Source organism: Oceanobacillus sp. FSL W8-0428 (assembly GCF_038004405.1).
In the GTDB taxonomy this organism is placed as follows: Bacteria; Bacillota; Bacilli; order Bacillales; family Amphibacillaceae; genus Oceanobacillus; species Oceanobacillus sojae.
This window is the reverse complement of sequence record NZ_JBBORB010000001.1, coordinates 1,912,394-1,930,738: the sequence shown is the minus strand read 5'-3', so window position 1 is coordinate 1,930,738 and position 18,345 is coordinate 1,912,394. Positions and strand designations below refer to the sequence as shown.

The window sequence follows — 18,345 nt, the reverse complement described above, 5'->3', positions numbered from 1 at the left end:
TTTTTGAAAATATAATATTCATACAATTATAACAACAATTCATAAAAACAGCTTAAATTTTTTATTGACAAACTTGTATATACAAGTTAAACTGAAAACGTTAACACTTGTATATACAAGATATGAAAAGGAGGAAAGTCATTGAGTAAATATACAGCTCCATCAAAAGAATTATTGGAAAAAGTCGGTGGAAGTGACAACATCTCTGTCGTTACGCATTGTGCTACCAGAATGCGATTTGTCTTAAATGATCCGGAAAAAGCAGATGTAAAAGCCATTGAAGATATCGATATTGTAAAGGGAACCTTTACACAGGCTGGACAATTCCAGGTTATTATCGGGAATGAAGTCGCTTCCTTTTATAATGAATTTACGCGTATTGCTGGTGTTGGTGACACTTCTAAAGAAGATGTCAAAGAAGCAGCGAAACAAAATATGAATTTCATCCAGCGGTTAATGGCGCACTTAGCAGATATTTTTACGCCGATTATCCCAGCACTTGTTGTCGGAGGTCTGATTTTAGGTTTCCGAAATGTCATTGGTGAAATTGAAATGCTGGAAAACGGAACTATGACATTAGCGGCATCCTCGCAATTTTGGTCAGGGTTATATGATTTTCTCTGGTTAATTGCTGAAGCTATCTTTCATTTTCTCCCTGTTGCTATTACCTGGTCTATTTCCAGGAAGATGGGAACAACGCAAGTACTTGGAATTATTTTAGGTCTTACACTTGTTTCACCCCAGCTTTTAAATGCTTATGGCGTTGCAGAAGCAACAGAAATACCAGTCTGGGATTTTGGATTTTTCCAAATTGAGATGATTGGTTATCAAGCACAGGTTATCCCGGCTATTTTAGCTGGTTTCGTATTAGCTTATTTAGAAATATGGCTTCGTAAAATCATCCCACAAGTGGTATCTATGATTTTTGTGCCATTCTTTGCATTACTTCCAGCTGTTATCATAGCCCATGTTGTGTTAGGCCCCATCGGCTGGACAATCGGTTCATGGATTTCAACGGTTGTCTATGATGGATTAACTTCCGCATTCGGCTGGCTATTTGCAGCAGTATTTGGATTTGCATATGCACCACTGGTTATTACGGGATTGCATCATATGACAAATGCCATTGACTTACAATTAATGAGCGAATTTAACGGCACAAATCTCTGGCCTATGATTGCTCTATCTAATATCGCACAAGGCTCTGCCGTTGTAGCAATGATTTATCTGAATCGCAAGGATAAAAAGGAACAACAGGTATCTATTCCAGCCGCTATCTCCTGTTATTTAGGAGTTACAGAACCGGCATTATTCGGGATTAATTTACGCTACTTATTCCCATTTATCGCCGGAATGACAGGCTCTGCTGTTGCAGCAGTTATATCTGTCGGATCTGGTGTTATGGCTAACTCGATCGGTGTCGGCGGTATACCAGGGATCTTATCTATTCAATTACCGCATATGCTGATGTTCGCTGTAGCAATGGTGGCAGCTATCGTTATCCCATTCATCTTAACAGTTGTTCTATCCAAAACAAAAATGGGTGTAGACGCATATAAGCGTTTAGGTAAATAAGGAGGGAGTCTATCCCTCCTCTAATTCATATAGAGTCAAAAGTATTTGAAACGCAGCAGTATTTAGGAGGTTGATTATGCAAGAAAAATGGTGGCAAAAATCCGTCGTTTATCAAATTTATCCGAAAAGCTTTAACGATACAACTGGGAACGGAATGGGAGATATTAATGGAATCACAGAAAAATTGGATTATATCAAAGAATTGGGGGTAGATGTGATTTGGCTAACCCCTATTTATGTTTCTCCCCAAAATGATAACGGATATGATATTGCAGATTACTATACCATTCAACCCGATTATGGAACGATGGAAGAGTTCGAAAAAATGCTGGAAAAAGCACACCAAATCGGTTTAAAAATTATTATGGATATCGTTGTTAACCATACATCGACAGAACATAAATGGTTTAAGGAAGCTAAAAAGTCGAAGGATAACCCTTATAGAAACTATTATATCTGGAAGGATGGCAAGCCAGGTGAACTGCCGACAAACTGGGAATCCAAATTCGGCGGCAACACTTGGGAGTACGATGAAACAACTGGTTCTTATTATTTACATCTCTTTGATGTTACCCAGGCTGATCTTAACTGGGAAAATGAAAAAGTCCGTGATGATGTCTATCAAATGATGAACTTTTGGCTGGATAAAGGGGTAGATGGCTTCCGGATGGATGTTATCAATTTAATTTCCAAAGACCAGCGTTTCCCAAATGATGACGGCAGTATCGCTCCGGGAGATGGACGTAAATTCTATACAGACGGACCTCGGGTACATGAATTTCTTCATGAAATGAATCAGGAAGTATTTAAAGGTCGTGAAACGATTACCGTTGGAGAAATGTCATCCACTTCTATGGAGGATTGTATTAAGTATTCCAATCCAGAACGTGAGGAGCTGGATATGACCTTTAACTTCCATCATTTAAAGGTTGACTATCCAAATGGTGAAAAATGGACAAAAGCTCCATTTGATTTTCTTTATCTAAAGCAGCTGCTATCTGATTGGCAGACAGGGATGCAGGAAGGCGGCGGCTGGAATGCGCTATTCTGGTGTAATCATGATCAGCCAAGAATAGTATCCCGCTTTGGAGATGATACAATCTATCACAAGGAGTCGGCAAAAATGCTGGCAACAACAATTCATATGATGCAGGGTACTCCTTATATCTATCAGGGTGAAGAGTTCGGAATGACCAATGCCGGCTTTAATGATATTAGCCAGTACAGGGATGTAGAATCGCTGAATATGTACAAAATTAAAAAAGCAGAGGGCCTCTCTGACCAGGAAATTATTGAAATACTTCAGGAAAAATCCCGGGATAACGCTCGTACACCAATGCAATGGAATAATACAGTCAATGCCGGTTTTACGGAAGGAAGTCCTTGGATCGGGCTTCCTGATAATTATCAGATAATCAATGCAGAAGCAGCAATTGCTGATAAAACGTCTATTTTTTACCATTATCAAAGATTAATTCAGCTTCGAAAAGAGTATCAAGTCATTACAGACGGAAAATATCAGCTGATTTCACCCAATGACTTTGCAATTTTTGCGTATATAAGAGAAAATAAAGATACAAAACTATTAGTAGTAAACAATTTTTATGCAAAAGAAGCAGAGCTGAATTTACCTGAAGCGATCCGCAGTGATTGTAAGGATAGCAGGATTTTATTATCTAATTACGCAGATTCTCCATCTTTAGCTTCAGATACGATTTCACTGCGCCCATATGAGTCGATTGTTTATTATCTAAAGAAATAAATGGAGTTAGTTGCGATGCGAAATAAGTATTTAATTATTTATCAGGAAATGGCTCAAAAAATAGAAAAAGAAACATTTAAAGCAAATGAATTCCTTCCGTCGGAAAATGAATTAGCTGAGCAGTATCAGACATCACGGGAAACGATTCGAAAAGCTTTAAATCTGCTTGCCCAAAACGGATACATTCAAAAAATCCGCGGCAAAGGATCAACGGTGATTGAACGGAATAAATTCGATTTTCCAGTATCCGGCCTGGTCAGCTTTAAAGAATTAGCTGATAAAATGGGAGAAAAGCCGATTACCACGGTTCATCAATGTGCAAAAGTCAGCGCAAATGAGTTTATCCAGAAGCAATTAAAGCTTGCAGATAATCAGGAGGTTTGGGAAATTATCCGGACCCGTTCCTTCTCTGGACAGCGCGTCATTTTGGACAAGGATTATTTAATAACAAGAACCGTTCAGCACATCTCTAAGGATATTGCAGAAGCTTCTATTTATGACTATCTTGAAAATAATTTAGGTCTTATCATCAGCTTTGCAAAAAAAGAAATTATTGTTGAGGAACCAACAGCAGAGGATCATGAGCTGCTGGATTTAGAAGGCTTTTATAATGTAGTGGTTATTAAAAACTACGTTTATTTAGATGATGCAACATTATTTCAATATACCGAATCGAGACACCGTCCTGATAAGTTCCGATTTGTTGATTTTGCTAGAAGAGAGCATTAGAAGAAGGCTGATTTAAGTATTTAACTGCTTATATCAGCCTTTTGATTTATGTACTATGTACTAATACAATCTCTTTCTTCGAATAAAATAAATGCGAAAAGCATCTGCAATCGGATGAGCCAAATCCTTTTACCGGCATACTCCCTTCGTTTTCCTGCCTCAGCCTTTCAAAAAGCCCACACTCCACTTCTTCACCAGGATAAGTTTGCACAGCTTGAATCTGCAGATAAGGACGTAAATAGTCTATATGCCAGCGCTTCTTTTTCTCAATCTGAATATGTCTGTCCACTCGCGCACGAATATTCCGCTTTGCGCTTCCTACATAAACATAATAACCCTTCGAAAAATTAAATTTCCCTAGTTTGCCGATAGTAACACTCTCTGTATCTTCCGGCAGCCACGCTTTTACACAATAAAGCGTATCGGATTCCCGCACAGAATAATCTGCAGGCTTCATCTCTTTTTGTCACCTCCATTGCTATTTGTTACATTTAAGAAATTACTCAAAATTATTCTTCAGTCCCTATTCGTAATTATTATATCTTAAAAATCAGCTGCTGAAATTGAAAAAGACGAATGTACATTTTCCCTACTAATAATTATTTATAAATTTAAACTTGAACCTTACGTCACGTAATGTTTTATCCTATTATTAGAAGGGAGCAGATAAAATGACGATTGAAATTATCAAAGCGCTTGTTTTAGATAAAAGTATCCGTTTATATTTTACCGACAATACAAAAGTTCTCCAAGAAATCATGAAGTTAAGTAAAATAAAGGATAAGGCCTGTTATTTGGCATTAGCTAAAGCTGTTTCCATAATGAGCCTCCTTTCCGTAACCTTAAAAACTACTCAGAGAATCAGTGCTGTTATTACAGTGACTAATAAAAAACATAAAATTTATGCAGATACAGACGCAGATGGAAATGTACGCGGTTATGTCAATCAAGCACTGTTAGAAGAGCACCAGCAGCAAGATTCAGTTCAATCTCTTAAGGAATTTATCGGTCCAAATGCTTCTATACGAATGATGAAGGGGTTTGAAATGAATCAATTTACCGGGATTACTGATATGCCTTATCAAAATATAGATGATGATTTTGCATATTATTTTAAACAGAGTGAGCAGACAAATACTATAATTCAGACAAATATAGAATTTGACAATAACCATGGCCTTGCTAAAAGCTATGGAATCTATGCTCAGGTACTTCCAGGGACAAAAGAAGGCTCATTAGAGTATATCCGGGAACAATTTGAAGCAGAGAATCTTGCTCCTATGCTGCTCGGGATGAATGATGCAGAGATAGAAAAAGAATTAAATCATCACTTTCATAACTCAAAAGTAATGGAACGAAAATTGATACAATTTGCCTGTCACTGCTCGAAAGAAATGTTTTATGGCTTTCTATTTTCGTTATCTGATGAAGAATTGCAAAAAGCTACCGAATCGAACACTTCTGTCGATACAAAATGTCATATTTGCGGCAGACAATATGTTTTCAGTCCTTCTGAGATAAAAATACTTTTACAAACGAGGTGAGCACATGTCTAATTACTGGACCACCGGCCAATTAGCTGCCCTCACAGGTCTGTCCATCCGGACACTGAGGTATTACGATCAAATCGGATTATTTTCACCTTCCCTCTATACAAAGGCAGGTCATCGGCGCTATACCAGTGAGGATATGCAGCTGTTGTTACAAATTCTTGTACTGAAAAAAATGCATTTGCCTTTGGAGGAGATAAAGGAGATTATTCGTACAAGCAGCCAGAATTTGCTGGATACACTGGATCAACAGATTAATCGGATTAAAACAGAGGTAGCTATGCAGCAAAAGCTGTTACATCAGCTGGAACAAACCAGAGTAGAAGCGGCTAAATCAGACCGTATTTCCTTTGAAGGACTAACTTCACTATTTGAACTAATCCGATTAAATCATTCCAATTATTTTACAGAGGAACAGCTTCAAAAGCTTAGAGAGCGCTACCTAAATACAAATGATAAAGTGCTAAAACAAGAGGAGAAACAATTTAAGGACCTTCTAAAAGCATTAAAAGACAGCATGGAAAAAGAGATTTCTTCACAGGATGCATCAGTGCAGGAATTAGCGATAAAATGGCAGGAGTTAACGCGTATTTTTTCAGATGGAGACAGTGAAATCACCAAAAATGCCGAAAAATTCTATGCTGAGAATCCTCAGCCTGCGCTGCATTATGGCTTGGATAGTGCATTGTATAGATATATTCAGAAGGCTTTGAAAAAAAGAAAGGATTAAAATAACTGAAACTGCATTCCATTAAGATTATTATATGTAATTACCGTTAAAAAAAAGGCTTATACAATCAGATAAATAAATTGTATAAGCCCTTTTTAAAATGTTTTATCGTCTTCATTTTCTAGAAAACCTGCCCTGCCTATATTATTATAACAGGCTCAGACGTAATTTATGTTTATAACACTTCCGTTTAAACGCTTACATTATTTGATTTATTAACAATATTTTTCAATTCATTTCCTTCTAACAGATTATACAGGTTACTTATAATCATTTGACTGGTTAAATATCCTGCTTCTACAGTATACGCCGCCATATGAGGTGTTACAGTCAGGCTATCTAAAGACAAAAGTTTTTTATCCTTCACTGGTTCTGTTTCAAAAACATCCAGCGCACAGCTCTGTATTGAACTGTTTGTCAAGGCTTTATAAAGCTCTTCCTCATCAATTAAACCGCCGCGGGCTGTATTTATTAAAATAGAAGTCTCCTTCATACGCTTCAATTGTTCTTTCCCAATCATTCCTTTTGTATGTTTATTTAATGGAACATGTAAGGAAATGTAGTCAGAACGGGAGAGTAATTCATGAAATGATACCCGGTTAATATTTAACGCTTCTTCATCAGGACTTTTATCTGTGATGTCATATCCAAGAACCTCCATGGAAAACCCATTCGCTCTCCTGGCAACTCCTTTGCCAATAGCTCCTAATCCAATAATACCTAATGTCTTTCCCCATACAGAATGTCCGTCGAACCTCGGCCACTCTCCATCCTTTACCTTATTATTTGCAGCAACAATTGACCTCGCAGCAGATAACATCAGTCCAAAAGCCAAATCAGCAACCGCATCATTATTCGTACCAGGCGTATTTGCAACGATAATCCCCTTCCCCCCGGCTGCCTTAAGGTCAATATTATCCGTTCCAACACCATGTTTGGCAATCAGCTTTAAAGAATTAGAGCAGTTAATTATTTCCCTATCAATTTGTTCCAGTCCCACGATAAGCACATCTGCATTACCTATTTCTTTTATCATCCGGTTTCTACTGTACGGTATCAGATAAGTTAATTCAATCCCTTTTTTATTCAAGGTTGCTTTTATATCGTCATGGAATTTACCAAAACTTGGAGTAGTTACGATCACTTTCATTTTGTAAACACCCTTTTTTTATAAAGATTCTTCCGTTTAATTGTTCGCAGCTTTTTTATCCAGTTCTGTACTTTCATCATTTTTATTATCATCATAGGACGTAATTGTAAATCCAGTAATTGAGTATATTATCGTAATTGCTAAAGTAAAGTATGTTAAGAAACTATATGGTATGAACTCTACTGCACTGATGCCAAGTGCACTTGCAGCAAATATGGAACTTGTATTCCATGGGATGATCGGTGATGCTAAGGTTCCCGAATCTTCTATCACTCTGGATAAATTCTCCGGTTTTAAACGCTTCTTTTCATAAAGCGGTTTCATTATTGTTGCTGTCATAACATGGGCAAAGGTAATTGTTGCACCAACCATATTAGTAATATAAGTAACAACAATAGTCATTAGCAGTAAACCTCTATTTGTCTTAATTTTATAAGCAAACGAAGTTAATATAGCTCCTAGCATACCTGATCCTGACAACACCCCGCCGAGACCCATAGCAAAGATAAATAATGCAATGATATCCAGCATGCTCACTACTCCACCCCTGTTTAACAGGCCATCTATAAAATCATTTCCAGTTTCAATTGAAAATCCATTATAAAGAGCATCAAATCCACTTTCAATACTGAACCCCTGATAAACGACCCCAACGATAACGCCTATAATAGCACCGGTAAATATAGATGTAACAGGCGGTTTTCGCATTAACAGCAAAGTAAGTACTACAGCTGCCGGAATAAAAGCAATCCAGCCAATATGAAAGATTTCACTCAAAGAACTATTAATAGAATCTATCTGTCCTTGATTAATTTCTGAATCTCTGTACCTGAGTCCAAAAATATGAAAGGTAATAATAGATAAAACAAGTGCAGGCCCCGTAGTTTTAAACATATGTTTAATATGTGTATAGACCTCGCCGCCTGTCAGTGCCGGCAGCATATTCGTACTATCTGACAAAGGAGACATCTTGTCCCCAAACCATGCTCCACTAATAATGGCACCTGCCGTTAATCCTGGTGGAATACCAAGACCGGCTCCGATTCCCATCATTGCTGCACCAGCAGTCCCCACTGTTCCCCATGATGTACCTGTTGCCATCGAAACAAAAATACATAGGATAACTGTAGTAACAAGAAAATAATTAGGAGTTATTAATTCAAGTCCGGCATAGATAATTGTCGGAACCGTCCCTGAATACATCCACGCTCCTATTAAAGCTCCTACCGCCAATAGTATTAGTGCCGGTGATAAAGCTTTTCTAATCATATCATAGGCAAATGTCTCGACCTCACCAAAACTAAATCCAACTGCCATCGTTAGTGGAATCACAAGCATAAAACCAATGAATAGCATAATTTGTAAACTAGCATCGTATACCAACATCCCGGTAACAATAATGACTATCACAAGAAGCAATGTAAAAATGGAATATCTTACACCAGGTTTTTTATCCTTCTTCATTCTTTTCCTCCTATAGTCCTTCTACGTTGAGTTCAACAGCTAATTCATTCAATTGGTTAAATATATTGTGTTCCATAGGAATTCCTTTTAATCTATTATTTTCTTCCTTCATAAATTCAATTTCCCCCGGCATATATATTTCTTCTACTCCTTCTGCCTTGGATGAATGTTTTATGAAGCTAATCAGCTGGTCTATATTCGAATAATATGTTTCCAAAGGTATTAATTTTTTTATATCAATAGTCAGCATGAAGTGCGAAATTGATTGCTTTCTCTCCGTATCATACATCGAAGGAATCATCTTGGAAAAATCACCGCCAGATAAAACACCTGTTAAGATTTCTGCCATAACCGCCAAACCAAAGCCTTTAGGTCCGCCTACAGCTGAAAGCAGTCCCCCATTAAGAATTTTCTCCGGTTCGTCTGTAGGCACTCCTTCAGCATCTACTCCCCATTCTTTTGGAATTTTCATATTATTTTCTTTATGAAAAATTACTTTTCCCAAAGCTGTGTTACTTAATGCCATATCCAGAACAATTGGTTTCTCTTTGGAAGGGGCTGCGATCGATATCGGGTTATTTCCAATAACTTTTTCTTTCCCTCCTATAGCCGGCATTAACGGTGCAACATTACTGATAACAATCCCAATTTTATCTTTTTGTGCCGCTAAGAGAGGGTAAAATGCAGTAATCCCAAAGTGGTTGCTGTTTTTTACAGCTACTAAACCAACACCATTTTCCTCAGCTATTTCAATTGATTTTTCCATTGCATATTTCCCTGCCACTTGTCCAGCCGAATAATTACCATTCACAACAAGTGATGAAGTGCTATTATTCTCTTCTGTAATCTCTGCTTTGTTTTTAATTAGCCCCTTTTGTATACGTTCAACATATATAGGAAGTCTGAGGAAACCATGACTATGGATTCCTCTTAAATCAGCTTCCAGCATTACTTCTGTTATTATATTGGCTTCTTCTTCTGGCATACCCAGCTTGATGAAGCAGTTATTTGAAAAATTCATGATTTTATTCTGATCAATATACATATTCTCTCCCTTTCTAAATCAGCTGATTACTTTGTTGCTTAACTTACCAATTCCTTCTATTTCAATTTCTACTAAATCTCCATCCTGCAGCGGCCCTACTCCAGATGGTGTACCTGTTAAAATAACATCCCCCGGCTGCAGGGATATAACATCCGTTACATGAGCCAGTACCTTTTCAATATTATGAATCAGGTCATTTGTGTTAGAATCTTGCTTTATTTCTCCATTAACTGTTAATTTAATAGCTACGTTATTGGGATCAATATTTGTTTCTATCGATGGACCAAGCGGCTTAAATGTCTTGAATGATTTTGCTCGTGTGAATTGGCCATCTTTTTTTTGCAGGTCTCGGTCTGAAACATCATTATTAATGGTGTAACCAAATACATAATCTAATGCTTCTTTCTCCGATAGTTTATAAGCTTCTTTTCCAATAACAATTGCTAATTCAGCTTCGAAATCAATTCTATGTTTTTCCGTAGGTAATTGAATCGTCTCTCCATCTCCGATGACAGCAGTTGGTGATACCATGAACATCATTGGCTCTTCTGGAACTTCTTTTCCGCTTTCTTCAGCATGTTTTACATAGTTCAAACCGATGGCTATCACTTGGCCGGGTTGGACAGGAGATAATAATGTCACTTCTGACCTCTCAAACTCCTTTCCTGTTTTTATAAAACGATTATCGATAATAAAATCACTTTCTAATTGAATAATTTTATCTCCTTCTAAGTAACCGTAAGATACCTCGTTATTATTCTTAAATCTGACGAATTTCATTACTTTTCCTCCCAAAATACTTTTTTTTAATTTACAATATCTAAATTATTATAGTAATCCTGCTGTGTTATTCTTAAAACTTCCTTAGCTGCGTTTGCTTTATGTTTCATCATTGCATTTTCAACCAGAACAGGATCTTTCATTTCCAAAGCCTCTACTATAAACTTGTGTTCTTTAATGGAATGCATCGCATGACCCCTGTTATTTGAAAATAGGGAAGGATATCGTTTCGTGTTATTCCATAAATCCCTGATCATACCAATAAGAAGTAGGTTATCACTGGCCTCATATATTGTTAAATGAAACTTCATATTAAGTTTTTCTATTTCTTCAAAATCATTTTTCTCTAAACAGTCCTCAGACGCTGTAATAATAGATCTTAATTTATTTATAATTTCTTCATTGATGTTCTCAGCCGCCAATCTCGATGCTAGCCCTTCCAATTCAATTCTTACTTCAAATATTTCTTGGATATCTTTTGATGATAACGTACTGACAACTGCCCCTACATGTGGAGTGAATTCAATTAAATTATCAGAGTTTAATTGGTTTATTGCCTCTCTGACTGGAATTTCACTCGTTCCAAATCTTTTTGCCAACCGGCTAATGACCAGCTTTTCACCAAATTCATATTTTCCCTCTTGTATTTCCTTCTTCAACTCGTGATAGATAATCTCTTTCTTGGTACTGTAAACATTCATATTTGCCACCTCATTTTTGTAAACGTATACATCATATATGATATAGGATATATCATATATGATTATAAAAATCATGTCAACAGAGCTATAAAAATTTGATGCCCTTTGCCTTTACGTTTCAGTCAATGACTATTTTTGAGCCAGAATCTTTTTTAGAAAAACTCGAATTATTTATATCTCTAATATAAAGTTTGCAATAAAAATGATGAGTTAATAACTTTTTTTTACGTGGGAAAAGGCTAATACAAGAAGAATAACTTGTATTAGCCTGCCTCATTATCATCTGCGCCATTTTCATCGGAGTCATTACTGCAAGCTGAAAATTCTAGTAAAAAGATACCATAGCTGCTAAAAATTACTGTGTTCTCATATAAGCAGTATCCTCCCATTAATTTATGTTTGAAGATGCAGTTCCCTTTTAAGAGAATGCTAAAACACTTTCTTGATCAAAAAGGCTGCCATTTCAATTGTTTTGCCTTATTAAAGCGGTTTTCCACCTCGTTCCAATTAACGATATTCCACCAATTGTCTATATAGTCTGCTTTCACATTCTCATATTGCAGATAATAGGCGTGCTCCCACACATCGAGGACGAGCAGAGGAACAACATCCCATTGACTTAAGTTTTGATGCTTCTCCGCCTGCAGAATTTCCAGACGTCTTGCCCGCGGTGACCATACTAAGATAGCCCAGCCTCCACCCTCTACATTGTTTGCTGCTCCAGTAAAATGTGCTTTAAACTGATCATAGCTGCCAAAGGACTGTTCGATTTCATTCATTAAATCTCCTGTTGGCTCACCGCCTCCGTCCGGGCTCATCACCTTCCAGAATATCGTGTGCAGATAATGTCCCGCACCATTAAACGCTGCCTCTCTTTCCCAATGTTTAATCAGATCAAAATTATTATCCCAACGAGCCTGCTGCATTTCCATTTCTGCTTTATTTAAACCATCAACATAGCTCTGATGATGCTTATCATGATGCAGTTCCATAATTCTTTGTTCGATATAAGGCTCTAAAGCATCATAGCTGTATGGCAGCGGTGGAAGTGTATGCCCGCCAATCGGAACAACTCTTTCACGATTTACTTCTGTACGGCTCTCCTCTCTGCTCTCTTCTATATAAGAATTTAACTTTGTATATAAAACATTTGCCCTCTCATATGCCTCCTCTTCGTCTGCAATTTGATTATTGAAAAGCTCCTTTTGAAATTGAGTTAATTCTTCCTCCCACTTAGTTAATGCTTCTGCATGAACACGCTCTTGAAGAAGATTACCTGCTTCCTGATAGGTTTGCAAAATTTCTTCACACCATTGTTTTATTGAATTAAGGTATTGTGACAACGAAAAATCCTCCCTAAAATTAGTCGTTAATACTATATGCAAGTGGGAGGTGGGCTGATAATATATAAAATAAAAAATTGATAAAAAAGGAGTCTCTTTCCAGCATTTTATAACGCAGAACGAACAGTAACAGTATACCTATGATTACTATCACAACTGACTCCGCTAAAGATATATGACTTTAATTCAGCAATCGCTTTAATCAAACATTTGTTTGAACAGAGGTTCTCCATTTATTTTTCTGTTAAGATGACGTCCATTGTCCCCCATTCACATGTAATGTCTGCCCCGTAACAAAACGAGAATCATCTGAAGCCAGATAAACAAAGGTAGGTGCTACCTCAAAAGGCTGACCTTGCCGCTGCATCGGATTTCCTGCCAATGTCACTTCATCTGCAGAGAAACTGGCTGGAATCAGCGGTGTCCATATACGCCCCGGAGCAATAGCATTGACGCGAATACCCTGATCCACTAAATTATTTGCTAATGCTCTTGAGAAGCTGACGATCGCTCCTTTTGTGGCAGTGTAGTCCATCAATTGTTTATATCCCTCATAAGCTACTACAGATGCCGTGTTGATAATCGAGCTGCCTGCCTTCATGTATGGAAGTGCAGCACGGGTCGTATAGAAATGAGAGTATACATTTACTTTAAACGTATCGTCGAATTGCTCATCCGTAATATCTAATAAGCTTAATTGCTGAAACTGGATACCGACATGATTACAGAGAACATCCAGTTTACCAAATGTTTCAACCGTTTTCTCTACTATATAACAGCACTGCCGTTTCTCCCTTAAGTCGCCTGGAAGCAATAAACAACGCTTTCCAAGCTCTTCAATCCGATTTTTTGTCCGGTTCGCATCCTCATGTTCATCCAGATAAGCAATTGCTACATCTGCACCTTCTTTAGCAAAAGCTATTGCTGCAGCAGCTCCCATCCCACTGTCTCCTCCAGTGATAAGTACAGCCTTACCAGCAAGCCTATTACTTCCTTTTTCATTTATATTCTCAATAATTGGTCTAGGCATCATCCATTTTTCCAGTCCCGGTTGTCGATATTGACGCTGCTCCGGTACTGTCATCGCAACCTCTTGATATTGTGTTATTTTTCCGTAGTTCGGATATATTGGGTATATTTGATCTGCTGGTTTATTTGATTTACCCTGTGTCATGATCATCCTCCTTGAAATCAACTGGATAGATTACTTTATGAAACTTGGGCGGAGATAGTGAAAAGGTGCAAGGAAGAGTTCCATATCATTGAAATCTGAATAAGGTATGAAGAAGAGGCAAATCAAGGAGGAATTTGTTATGCAGCAATATTATTACAACCCGGAAGCGACGCTCTTATTAGTAAACCATTCCAATGAAAAAGTAGATGTATTGTACACAGCAAATCAACATACGTATCAATTACCGAAAATTGGACCCAGACCACCGTATTTTATAAACCCTGTTTACGAGCAGTTTTATCCGGTTATTTAATGCTTATTTAATTCACCCTCAAGAGAATAGAAACACTTCCATATTTTTATTTCAGCTAATATTATTCTTTAATAAGATTGATATTAGCCCATACATAGAAAATTCATTTTCATGAGGGGATTATCTCCATTTCCAAATAAATGAATGAAATTTGTCCCATTGAAAAATACCGCAACGTTACAAAATAAATAAGAGGCTGGGACAAAAGCCAGTAAAAATAGAAAAAGTGACTTTCTACTATGATTTTAAGTAGGAAGTCACTTTTTTAATTTGATTAAAAAATGAAATAAACGTACAAAAAAAGGATACCTTCTGATAAAGTTAAAGTACCACTACAAAAACAGAATCGAGGTATCCTTATGTTTAAATATTATAACGTAAATCAAGTCGTTTTGCCATTAGATTTCGAGATGAAATTACAAGAAAATGATATTGCTTATACCATCCATGAATTTATCGAACAGATTCCAGAAGAAGCTTTCACCGGTTTTACCCGTCAAACAGGCTGTCCCGCCTATCACCCGCGTATGATGATGAAAATTATTTTATGTGCTTATACCCAGTCGGTGTTCTCTGGCCGAAAAATCGAAGCATTATTAAAAGATAGTGTGCGAATGATGTGGCTTGCGCAAGGATATGAGCCGAGTTACCGTACTATCAACCGTTTTCGTGTGAATCCAGAAGTAAAAGAACTATTGCGTCAGTGCTTCGTCCAATTTCGTTGTCAGCTGGTGGAAAAAGAGTTGATCGATGCGGAGGCTATCTTTATTGACGGGACCAAAATTGAAGCCAATGCCAATAAATTCACCTTTGTCTGGCGAAAATCGATCGAGCGTTATCAAACGAAACTTGTAGAGAAGTCCCATGCCCTCTATGAAGAATTAGTGGAAAAAGAAATTATTCCAGAAATCAACCGGGAAAACCCGGAAGCTCTATCGACGCAAGAACTTCAACAGATGGCAGCGAATTTGGATAAGTCAGTCCAAACGTATACGAAACAAATCGAATCGATTGAAAAAGCACAAGACCGAAAAGCCCTGCGTTCGGAACGAAAGCAGCCAAAACAAGCCTTAAAACAGGTGCACGATTTCATCTGTCGTCAAGAAAAATATGAAGAAGCCTTGGAGATTTTAGAAGAACGTAACAGCTATTCCAAGACGGATCACGACGCAACCTTTATGCGATTGAAAGATGACCATATGAAGAACGGACAGTTGAAAGCTGCTTATAATGTGCAATTGGCAACAGAAGGACGTTACGCATTAGCCTATGATATTTTTCCGAACCCTACCGATACACGAACGCTGATTCCTTTTTTAGATCGTATTGAAAAGGATTATTTTGCGTTGCCTGATGTCCTCGTAGCTGATGCGGCTTATGGAAGTGAACAGAATATAGAAGATGTCACCCTGAACCGGTTACGAACTGCCTTGATTACCTATAGTATGTACCGCAAAGAGAAGAAGAAAAAATATAAAAATAATCCCTTTAACACCGCTAACTGGGATTATGATGCCGAAATAGATGCCTTTACTTGTCCAAATGGTCAAGCTGTTACTTATCGCTATAACTCCAAACGCACAGACAAGTATGGTTACCAGCGACAATTTAAGGTCTATGAATGTGAAGATTGTACAGGCTGTCCTTTGCGAGAGCAATGTACCAAGGCAAAGGAAGGTAACCATCGGAAAATATTTTATAATGAAAAATGGGAAGCACAAAAGAAAATGATACGAGAACAGCTTTCAAATGAAGAAATGGGCAAGCTTTACGGAAAACGTAAGATAGATGTGGAGCCTTTCTTTGGATTTTTGAAGGCTAATTTGGGTTTCACTCGTTTCTCTGTACGAGGAAAATCCAAAGTGGATAATGAATTGGGATTCGCCTTAATGGCAGTGAATCTGAGAAGATACACTGCCTCTAGCTGCTTTTTTATGTATCTACTTATAAATGATTTCAAAAAAGATGGATTTCACATCAAAACCCAATGTGAAATCCATCTTTTCATTATTTTTGGCTAGTTATGTCCCAGCCTCTATCATTATTTATATTAATCTTAATAAAAAGTCCCAGGCTGTGTAGGAGTTTGCGGTCTCCACCAGGACTCTACCATTTGCCAAGCTAATTGAAAGTCCTGCCCCTGCCCCATCAGATAGGAAATTGCTACAGCTTCTCTTAATGCGTGTGGATAGCCAAGATGCTGCGCTTCTCGCATTCCGTGATTGATTACCGGATTAATCGCCGATAAAACCTGCTGCTCTATCGAATTCTGTCCCATATTCGGCTGCTGATAATTCCGGGGATGTTGCTGTTTATAAGAATTCATATGTTGATTTGGGTTAAATGGATTATTCAAATTAGACACTTCACTTATAAAACGAATCTTTTTAGGTAAATTCCCTACTTTTCAGCCTATGCTTTCGTTATTTTAAATGTTCCTTACAAATGATTAGATGTCTTTGATTGCTGGTATATCAATTTTTAAGTAAGATCATTATATACTCGCAAAATAAATAATAGAGGAAAAGATAAAAGAAATGATGAAGAAATTAAAAAAAGAATATCTTTAAGGAAGGAATTCTATTATGGAAATAGATTTAAAAAACAACGAAAAAGCATTTATTCGACCATATGAAGAAAAAGACTTCATTAAAATACAAGATTTAAATAAAAGAGAAGGTTGGTCTAATTTAGTTGAAAATCATTTGAGTACAAAAGAAGCATGGAAAAACTCCAATGTAACCCTCATTATTGAAATACAGGGACAAGGAATAGTTGGTTATCTAAGAGGATTAACCGACACTCGTGTTAGTCTATTTATTTGTGAATTGTTAATTGACAAACAGTATAGGAGCTTAGGATTAGGAAAAAGAATTATTCACTATCTGCATAATATATATCCAAACGTAAGAATTGAATTACTTGCTACCAGTTCGTCTCGCTTATTTTATGAAGGAATTGGGTTTCGTACCTTTTACGGATATAGGAAAACGAAAGAAGAATAAGCTTTTTCTTACGGTAAAAAAATGAAGTAGACAAAAAACAAAATCGCGCAGATATTAATCATCATGCGTTTTTGTTTACTATTTTACTGTTATTTTAGCTGCTAATTGTCTTCGTTTTTGCGTAATAATTAAGCTGTATTTTACATTTTTCCGTCGTATCGGAAAAGATATAAAAAAGCAACAGCCTTTCACTTCAAAGCGGACTGCTGCTTCTTTATAAATCTCCTGTTTTCTTTCCAGCAGGACTGGTAAAATTATTTTTACTGCGAATTCCTTTTATTTAACAGTAATAACAACATCTTCTCCTGCTTGAACTTGCTTCACATCTTGTTTATTTAAAGCTTCGATATCACTCATATTCGTAACAAGCATTGGTGTTACAGTACTTACAGCTTTTTCACCTACAATTGCCAAATCCACATCAACAAGTACATCACCTTTTTTCACTTTATCTCCTTCTTTGACATGGATTGTGAATCCTTCTCCATTCAAAGCAACTGTTTCTAAACCAATATGAATTAAAATTTCCGCTCCATTATCAGCTTTAATCCCTACTGCATGCTTTGTCGGGAACGCTTGTACAATATCCCCATCAACTGGTGATACAACTTTTCCATTAGATGGTTTAATAGCAATTCCGTCTCCCATCATTTTTTCAGCGAATACTGGATCAGGCACTTCTTCCAAAGGGATTACTTCTCCATCAACTGGAGCAAATAATTCAATTTCCTGATTCTCTTTCTTTTTAAAAAGCTTCCCAAACATAGCTATCCCTCCAAGATTTATATATATCGATTTTATCACATGTTCCAGAGAATTACTTTAATAAGCCCATCAGAAAATCTCTGCAGACAGATTTTGATTAACTCTTCTCATTGTGTAATCTTTTCTACAATTTCTCCGATTTGAACCTCCCTCTACCTGTTTTTCACATTAAATTTCGATAATCCATTGAATTAATAGCAATTTAGAAATGATTAAAAAATCCAGCTGCCATTCTCATGGTAACTGGATTCATCTTTAA

18 protein-coding genes are annotated in these 18,345 nt (G+C 37.0%); 8 read left to right on the top strand and 10 right to left on the bottom strand.

From position 1 onward, the window contains the following. Nucleotides 1-141: 141 nt before the first annotated feature. From treP to treR, 3 genes are all read left to right on the top strand, one after another. Nucleotides 142-1,575: a PTS system trehalose-specific EIIBC component gene (treP, locus tag MKY30_RS08995; RefSeq protein ID WP_156985870.1), complete on the top strand. Its 1,434-nt coding sequence runs from the start codon at nt 142-144 to the stop codon at nt 1,573-1,575. 76 nt (nt 1,576-1,651) lie between these two features. Continuing rightward, nucleotides 1,652-3,337 (top strand): alpha,alpha-phosphotrehalase, encoded by a 1,686-nt coding sequence (gene treC / locus MKY30_RS08990; protein ID WP_339284366.1) that lies wholly within the window; start codon nt 1,652-1,654, stop codon nt 3,335-3,337. Between the two features lie 15 nt (nt 3,338-3,352). Continuing rightward, complete coding sequence (gene treR / locus MKY30_RS08985; protein WP_147209070.1) at nt 3,353-4,066, top strand: trehalose operon repressor; 714 nt, start codon at nt 3,353-3,355, stop codon at nt 4,064-4,066. A gap of 46 nt (nt 4,067-4,112) precedes the next feature. On the opposite strand, the gene MKY30_RS08980 is transcribed toward treR, so the two are convergent. Then, entirely contained in the window at nt 4,113-4,523 is a 411-nt protein-coding gene (locus MKY30_RS08980; RefSeq protein ID WP_147209068.1) for a GIY-YIG nuclease family protein, read from the bottom strand. Between the two features lie 214 nt (nt 4,524-4,737). Between MKY30_RS08980 and MKY30_RS08975 the strand changes: the two genes are divergently transcribed. Both MKY30_RS08975 and MKY30_RS08970 read left to right on the top strand, forming a co-directional pair. Next, entirely contained in the window at nt 4,738-5,610 is an 873-nt protein-coding gene (locus tag MKY30_RS08975; RefSeq protein WP_341083583.1) for an Hsp33 family molecular chaperone HslO, read from the top strand. Between the two features lie 4 nt (nt 5,611-5,614). Then, a complete protein-coding gene (locus MKY30_RS08970) occupies nt 5,615-6,346 on the top strand; it encodes a MerR family transcriptional regulator (protein ID WP_341083582.1) in 732 nt (243 codons plus the stop codon). 190 nt (nt 6,347-6,536) lie between these two features. On the opposite strand, the gene MKY30_RS08965 is transcribed toward MKY30_RS08970, so the two are convergent. The 7 genes from MKY30_RS08965 to MKY30_RS08935 form a co-directional block, all read right to left on the bottom strand. After that, a complete protein-coding gene (locus MKY30_RS08965) occupies nt 6,537-7,496 on the bottom strand; it encodes a phosphoglycerate dehydrogenase (protein WP_341083580.1) in 960 nt (319 codons plus the stop codon). 36 nt (nt 7,497-7,532) lie between these two features. Continuing rightward, a complete protein-coding gene (gene nhaC / locus MKY30_RS08960; RefSeq protein ID WP_147209060.1) occupies nt 7,533-8,960 on the bottom strand; it encodes a Na+/H+ antiporter NhaC in 1,428 nt (475 codons plus the stop codon). A 10-nt stretch (nt 8,961-8,970) separates the two neighbouring features. Beyond that, the gene (locus MKY30_RS08955; RefSeq protein WP_341083577.1) at nt 8,971-10,005 is read right to left on the bottom strand and encodes an Ldh family oxidoreductase; all 1,035 of its coding nucleotides are present in this window, start codon (nt 10,003-10,005) and stop codon (nt 8,971-8,973) included. 18 nt (nt 10,006-10,023) lie between these two features. Continuing rightward, nucleotides 10,024-10,785 carry a fumarylacetoacetate hydrolase family protein gene (locus MKY30_RS08950; RefSeq protein WP_341083573.1) on the bottom strand — a complete coding sequence of 254 codons (762 nt, stop codon included), beginning with the start codon at nt 10,783-10,785 and terminating at the stop codon, nt 10,024-10,026. 26 nt (nt 10,786-10,811) lie between these two features. After that, nucleotides 10,812-11,486, bottom strand: coding sequence for a GntR family transcriptional regulator (locus tag MKY30_RS08945; protein ID WP_341083571.1), 675 nt, complete (start codon nt 11,484-11,486; stop codon nt 10,812-10,814). A 446-nt stretch (nt 11,487-11,932) separates the two neighbouring features. Then, nucleotides 11,933-12,829: a superoxide dismutase gene (locus tag MKY30_RS08940; protein WP_147209053.1), complete on the bottom strand. Its 897-nt coding sequence runs from the start codon at nt 12,827-12,829 to the stop codon at nt 11,933-11,935. A gap of 244 nt (nt 12,830-13,073) precedes the next feature. Further along, nucleotides 13,074-14,003 (bottom strand): SDR family oxidoreductase, encoded by a 930-nt coding sequence (locus tag MKY30_RS08935; RefSeq protein WP_147209051.1) that lies wholly within the window; start codon nt 14,001-14,003, stop codon nt 13,074-13,076. A 139-nt stretch (nt 14,004-14,142) separates the two neighbouring features. On the opposite strand from MKY30_RS08935, the gene MKY30_RS08930 reads away from it, so the two are divergent. Then, complete coding sequence (locus MKY30_RS08930; RefSeq protein ID WP_186813552.1) at nt 14,143-14,316, top strand: hypothetical protein; 174 nt, start codon at nt 14,143-14,145, stop codon at nt 14,314-14,316. A gap of 359 nt (nt 14,317-14,675) precedes the next feature. Continuing rightward, complete coding sequence (locus MKY30_RS08925; protein WP_341083566.1) at nt 14,676-16,337, top strand: IS1182 family transposase; 1,662 nt, start codon at nt 14,676-14,678, stop codon at nt 16,335-16,337. Nucleotides 16,338-16,372: 35 nt separating this feature from the next. Here MKY30_RS08925 and MKY30_RS08920 read toward each other — a convergent pair whose 3' ends face one another. Further along, entirely contained in the window at nt 16,373-16,672 is a 300-nt protein-coding gene (locus MKY30_RS08920) for a hypothetical protein (RefSeq protein WP_186813551.1), read from the bottom strand. Nucleotides 16,673-16,901: 229 nt separating this feature from the next. On the opposite strand from MKY30_RS08920, the gene MKY30_RS08915 reads away from it, so the two are divergent. Beyond that, nucleotides 16,902-17,321, top strand: coding sequence for a GNAT family N-acetyltransferase (locus MKY30_RS08915; RefSeq protein WP_341083563.1), 420 nt, complete (start codon nt 16,902-16,904; stop codon nt 17,319-17,321). A gap of 276 nt (nt 17,322-17,597) precedes the next feature. Here MKY30_RS08915 and MKY30_RS08910 read toward each other — a convergent pair whose 3' ends face one another. Then, nucleotides 17,598-18,086: a PTS sugar transporter subunit IIA gene (locus tag MKY30_RS08910; RefSeq protein WP_341083562.1), complete on the bottom strand. Its 489-nt coding sequence runs from the start codon at nt 18,084-18,086 to the stop codon at nt 17,598-17,600. Nucleotides 18,087-18,345: the final 259 nt, after the last annotated feature.

What these genes read in the sequence shown, in the direction of transcription:
- treC (WP_339284366.1), top strand. Translation starts at nt 1,652, where the DNA reads ATGCAAGAAAAATGGTGGCAAAAATCCGTCGTTTATCAAATTTATCCG.
- treR (WP_147209070.1), top strand. Translation starts at nt 3,353, where the DNA reads ATGCGAAATAAGTATTTAATTATTTATCAGGAAATGGCTCAAAAAATA.
- MKY30_RS08980 (WP_147209068.1), bottom strand. Translation starts at nt 4,523, where the DNA reads ATGAAGCCTGCAGATTATTCTGTGCGGGAATCCGATACGCTTTATTGT.
- MKY30_RS08975 (WP_341083583.1), top strand. Translation starts at nt 4,738, where the DNA reads ATGACGATTGAAATTATCAAAGCGCTTGTTTTAGATAAAAGTATCCGT.
- MKY30_RS08970 (WP_341083582.1), top strand. Translation starts at nt 5,615, where the DNA reads ATGTCTAATTACTGGACCACCGGCCAATTAGCTGCCCTCACAGGTCTG.
- MKY30_RS08965 (WP_341083580.1), bottom strand. Translation starts at nt 7,496, where the DNA reads ATGAAAGTGATCGTAACTACTCCAAGTTTTGGTAAATTCCATGACGAT.
- nhaC (WP_147209060.1), bottom strand. Translation starts at nt 8,960, where the DNA reads ATGAAGAAGGATAAAAAACCTGGTGTAAGATATTCCATTTTTACATTG.
- MKY30_RS08955 (WP_341083577.1), bottom strand. Translation starts at nt 10,005, where the DNA reads ATGTATATTGATCAGAATAAAATCATGAATTTTTCAAATAACTGCTTC.
- MKY30_RS08950 (WP_341083573.1), bottom strand. Translation starts at nt 10,785, where the DNA reads ATGAAATTCGTCAGATTTAAGAATAATAACGAGGTATCTTACGGTTAC.
- MKY30_RS08945 (WP_341083571.1), bottom strand. Translation starts at nt 11,486, where the DNA reads ATGAATGTTTACAGTACCAAGAAAGAGATTATCTATCACGAGTTGAAG.
- MKY30_RS08935 (WP_147209051.1), bottom strand. Translation starts at nt 14,003, where the DNA reads ATGACACAGGGTAAATCAAATAAACCAGCAGATCAAATATACCCAATA.
- MKY30_RS08930 (WP_186813552.1), top strand. Translation starts at nt 14,143, where the DNA reads ATGCAGCAATATTATTACAACCCGGAAGCGACGCTCTTATTAGTAAAC.
- MKY30_RS08925 (WP_341083566.1), top strand. Translation starts at nt 14,676, where the DNA reads ATGTTTAAATATTATAACGTAAATCAAGTCGTTTTGCCATTAGATTTC.
- MKY30_RS08915 (WP_341083563.1), top strand. Translation starts at nt 16,902, where the DNA reads ATGGAAATAGATTTAAAAAACAACGAAAAAGCATTTATTCGACCATAT.
- MKY30_RS08910 (WP_341083562.1), bottom strand. Translation starts at nt 18,086, where the DNA reads ATGTTTGGGAAGCTTTTTAAAAAGAAAGAGAATCAGGAAATTGAATTA.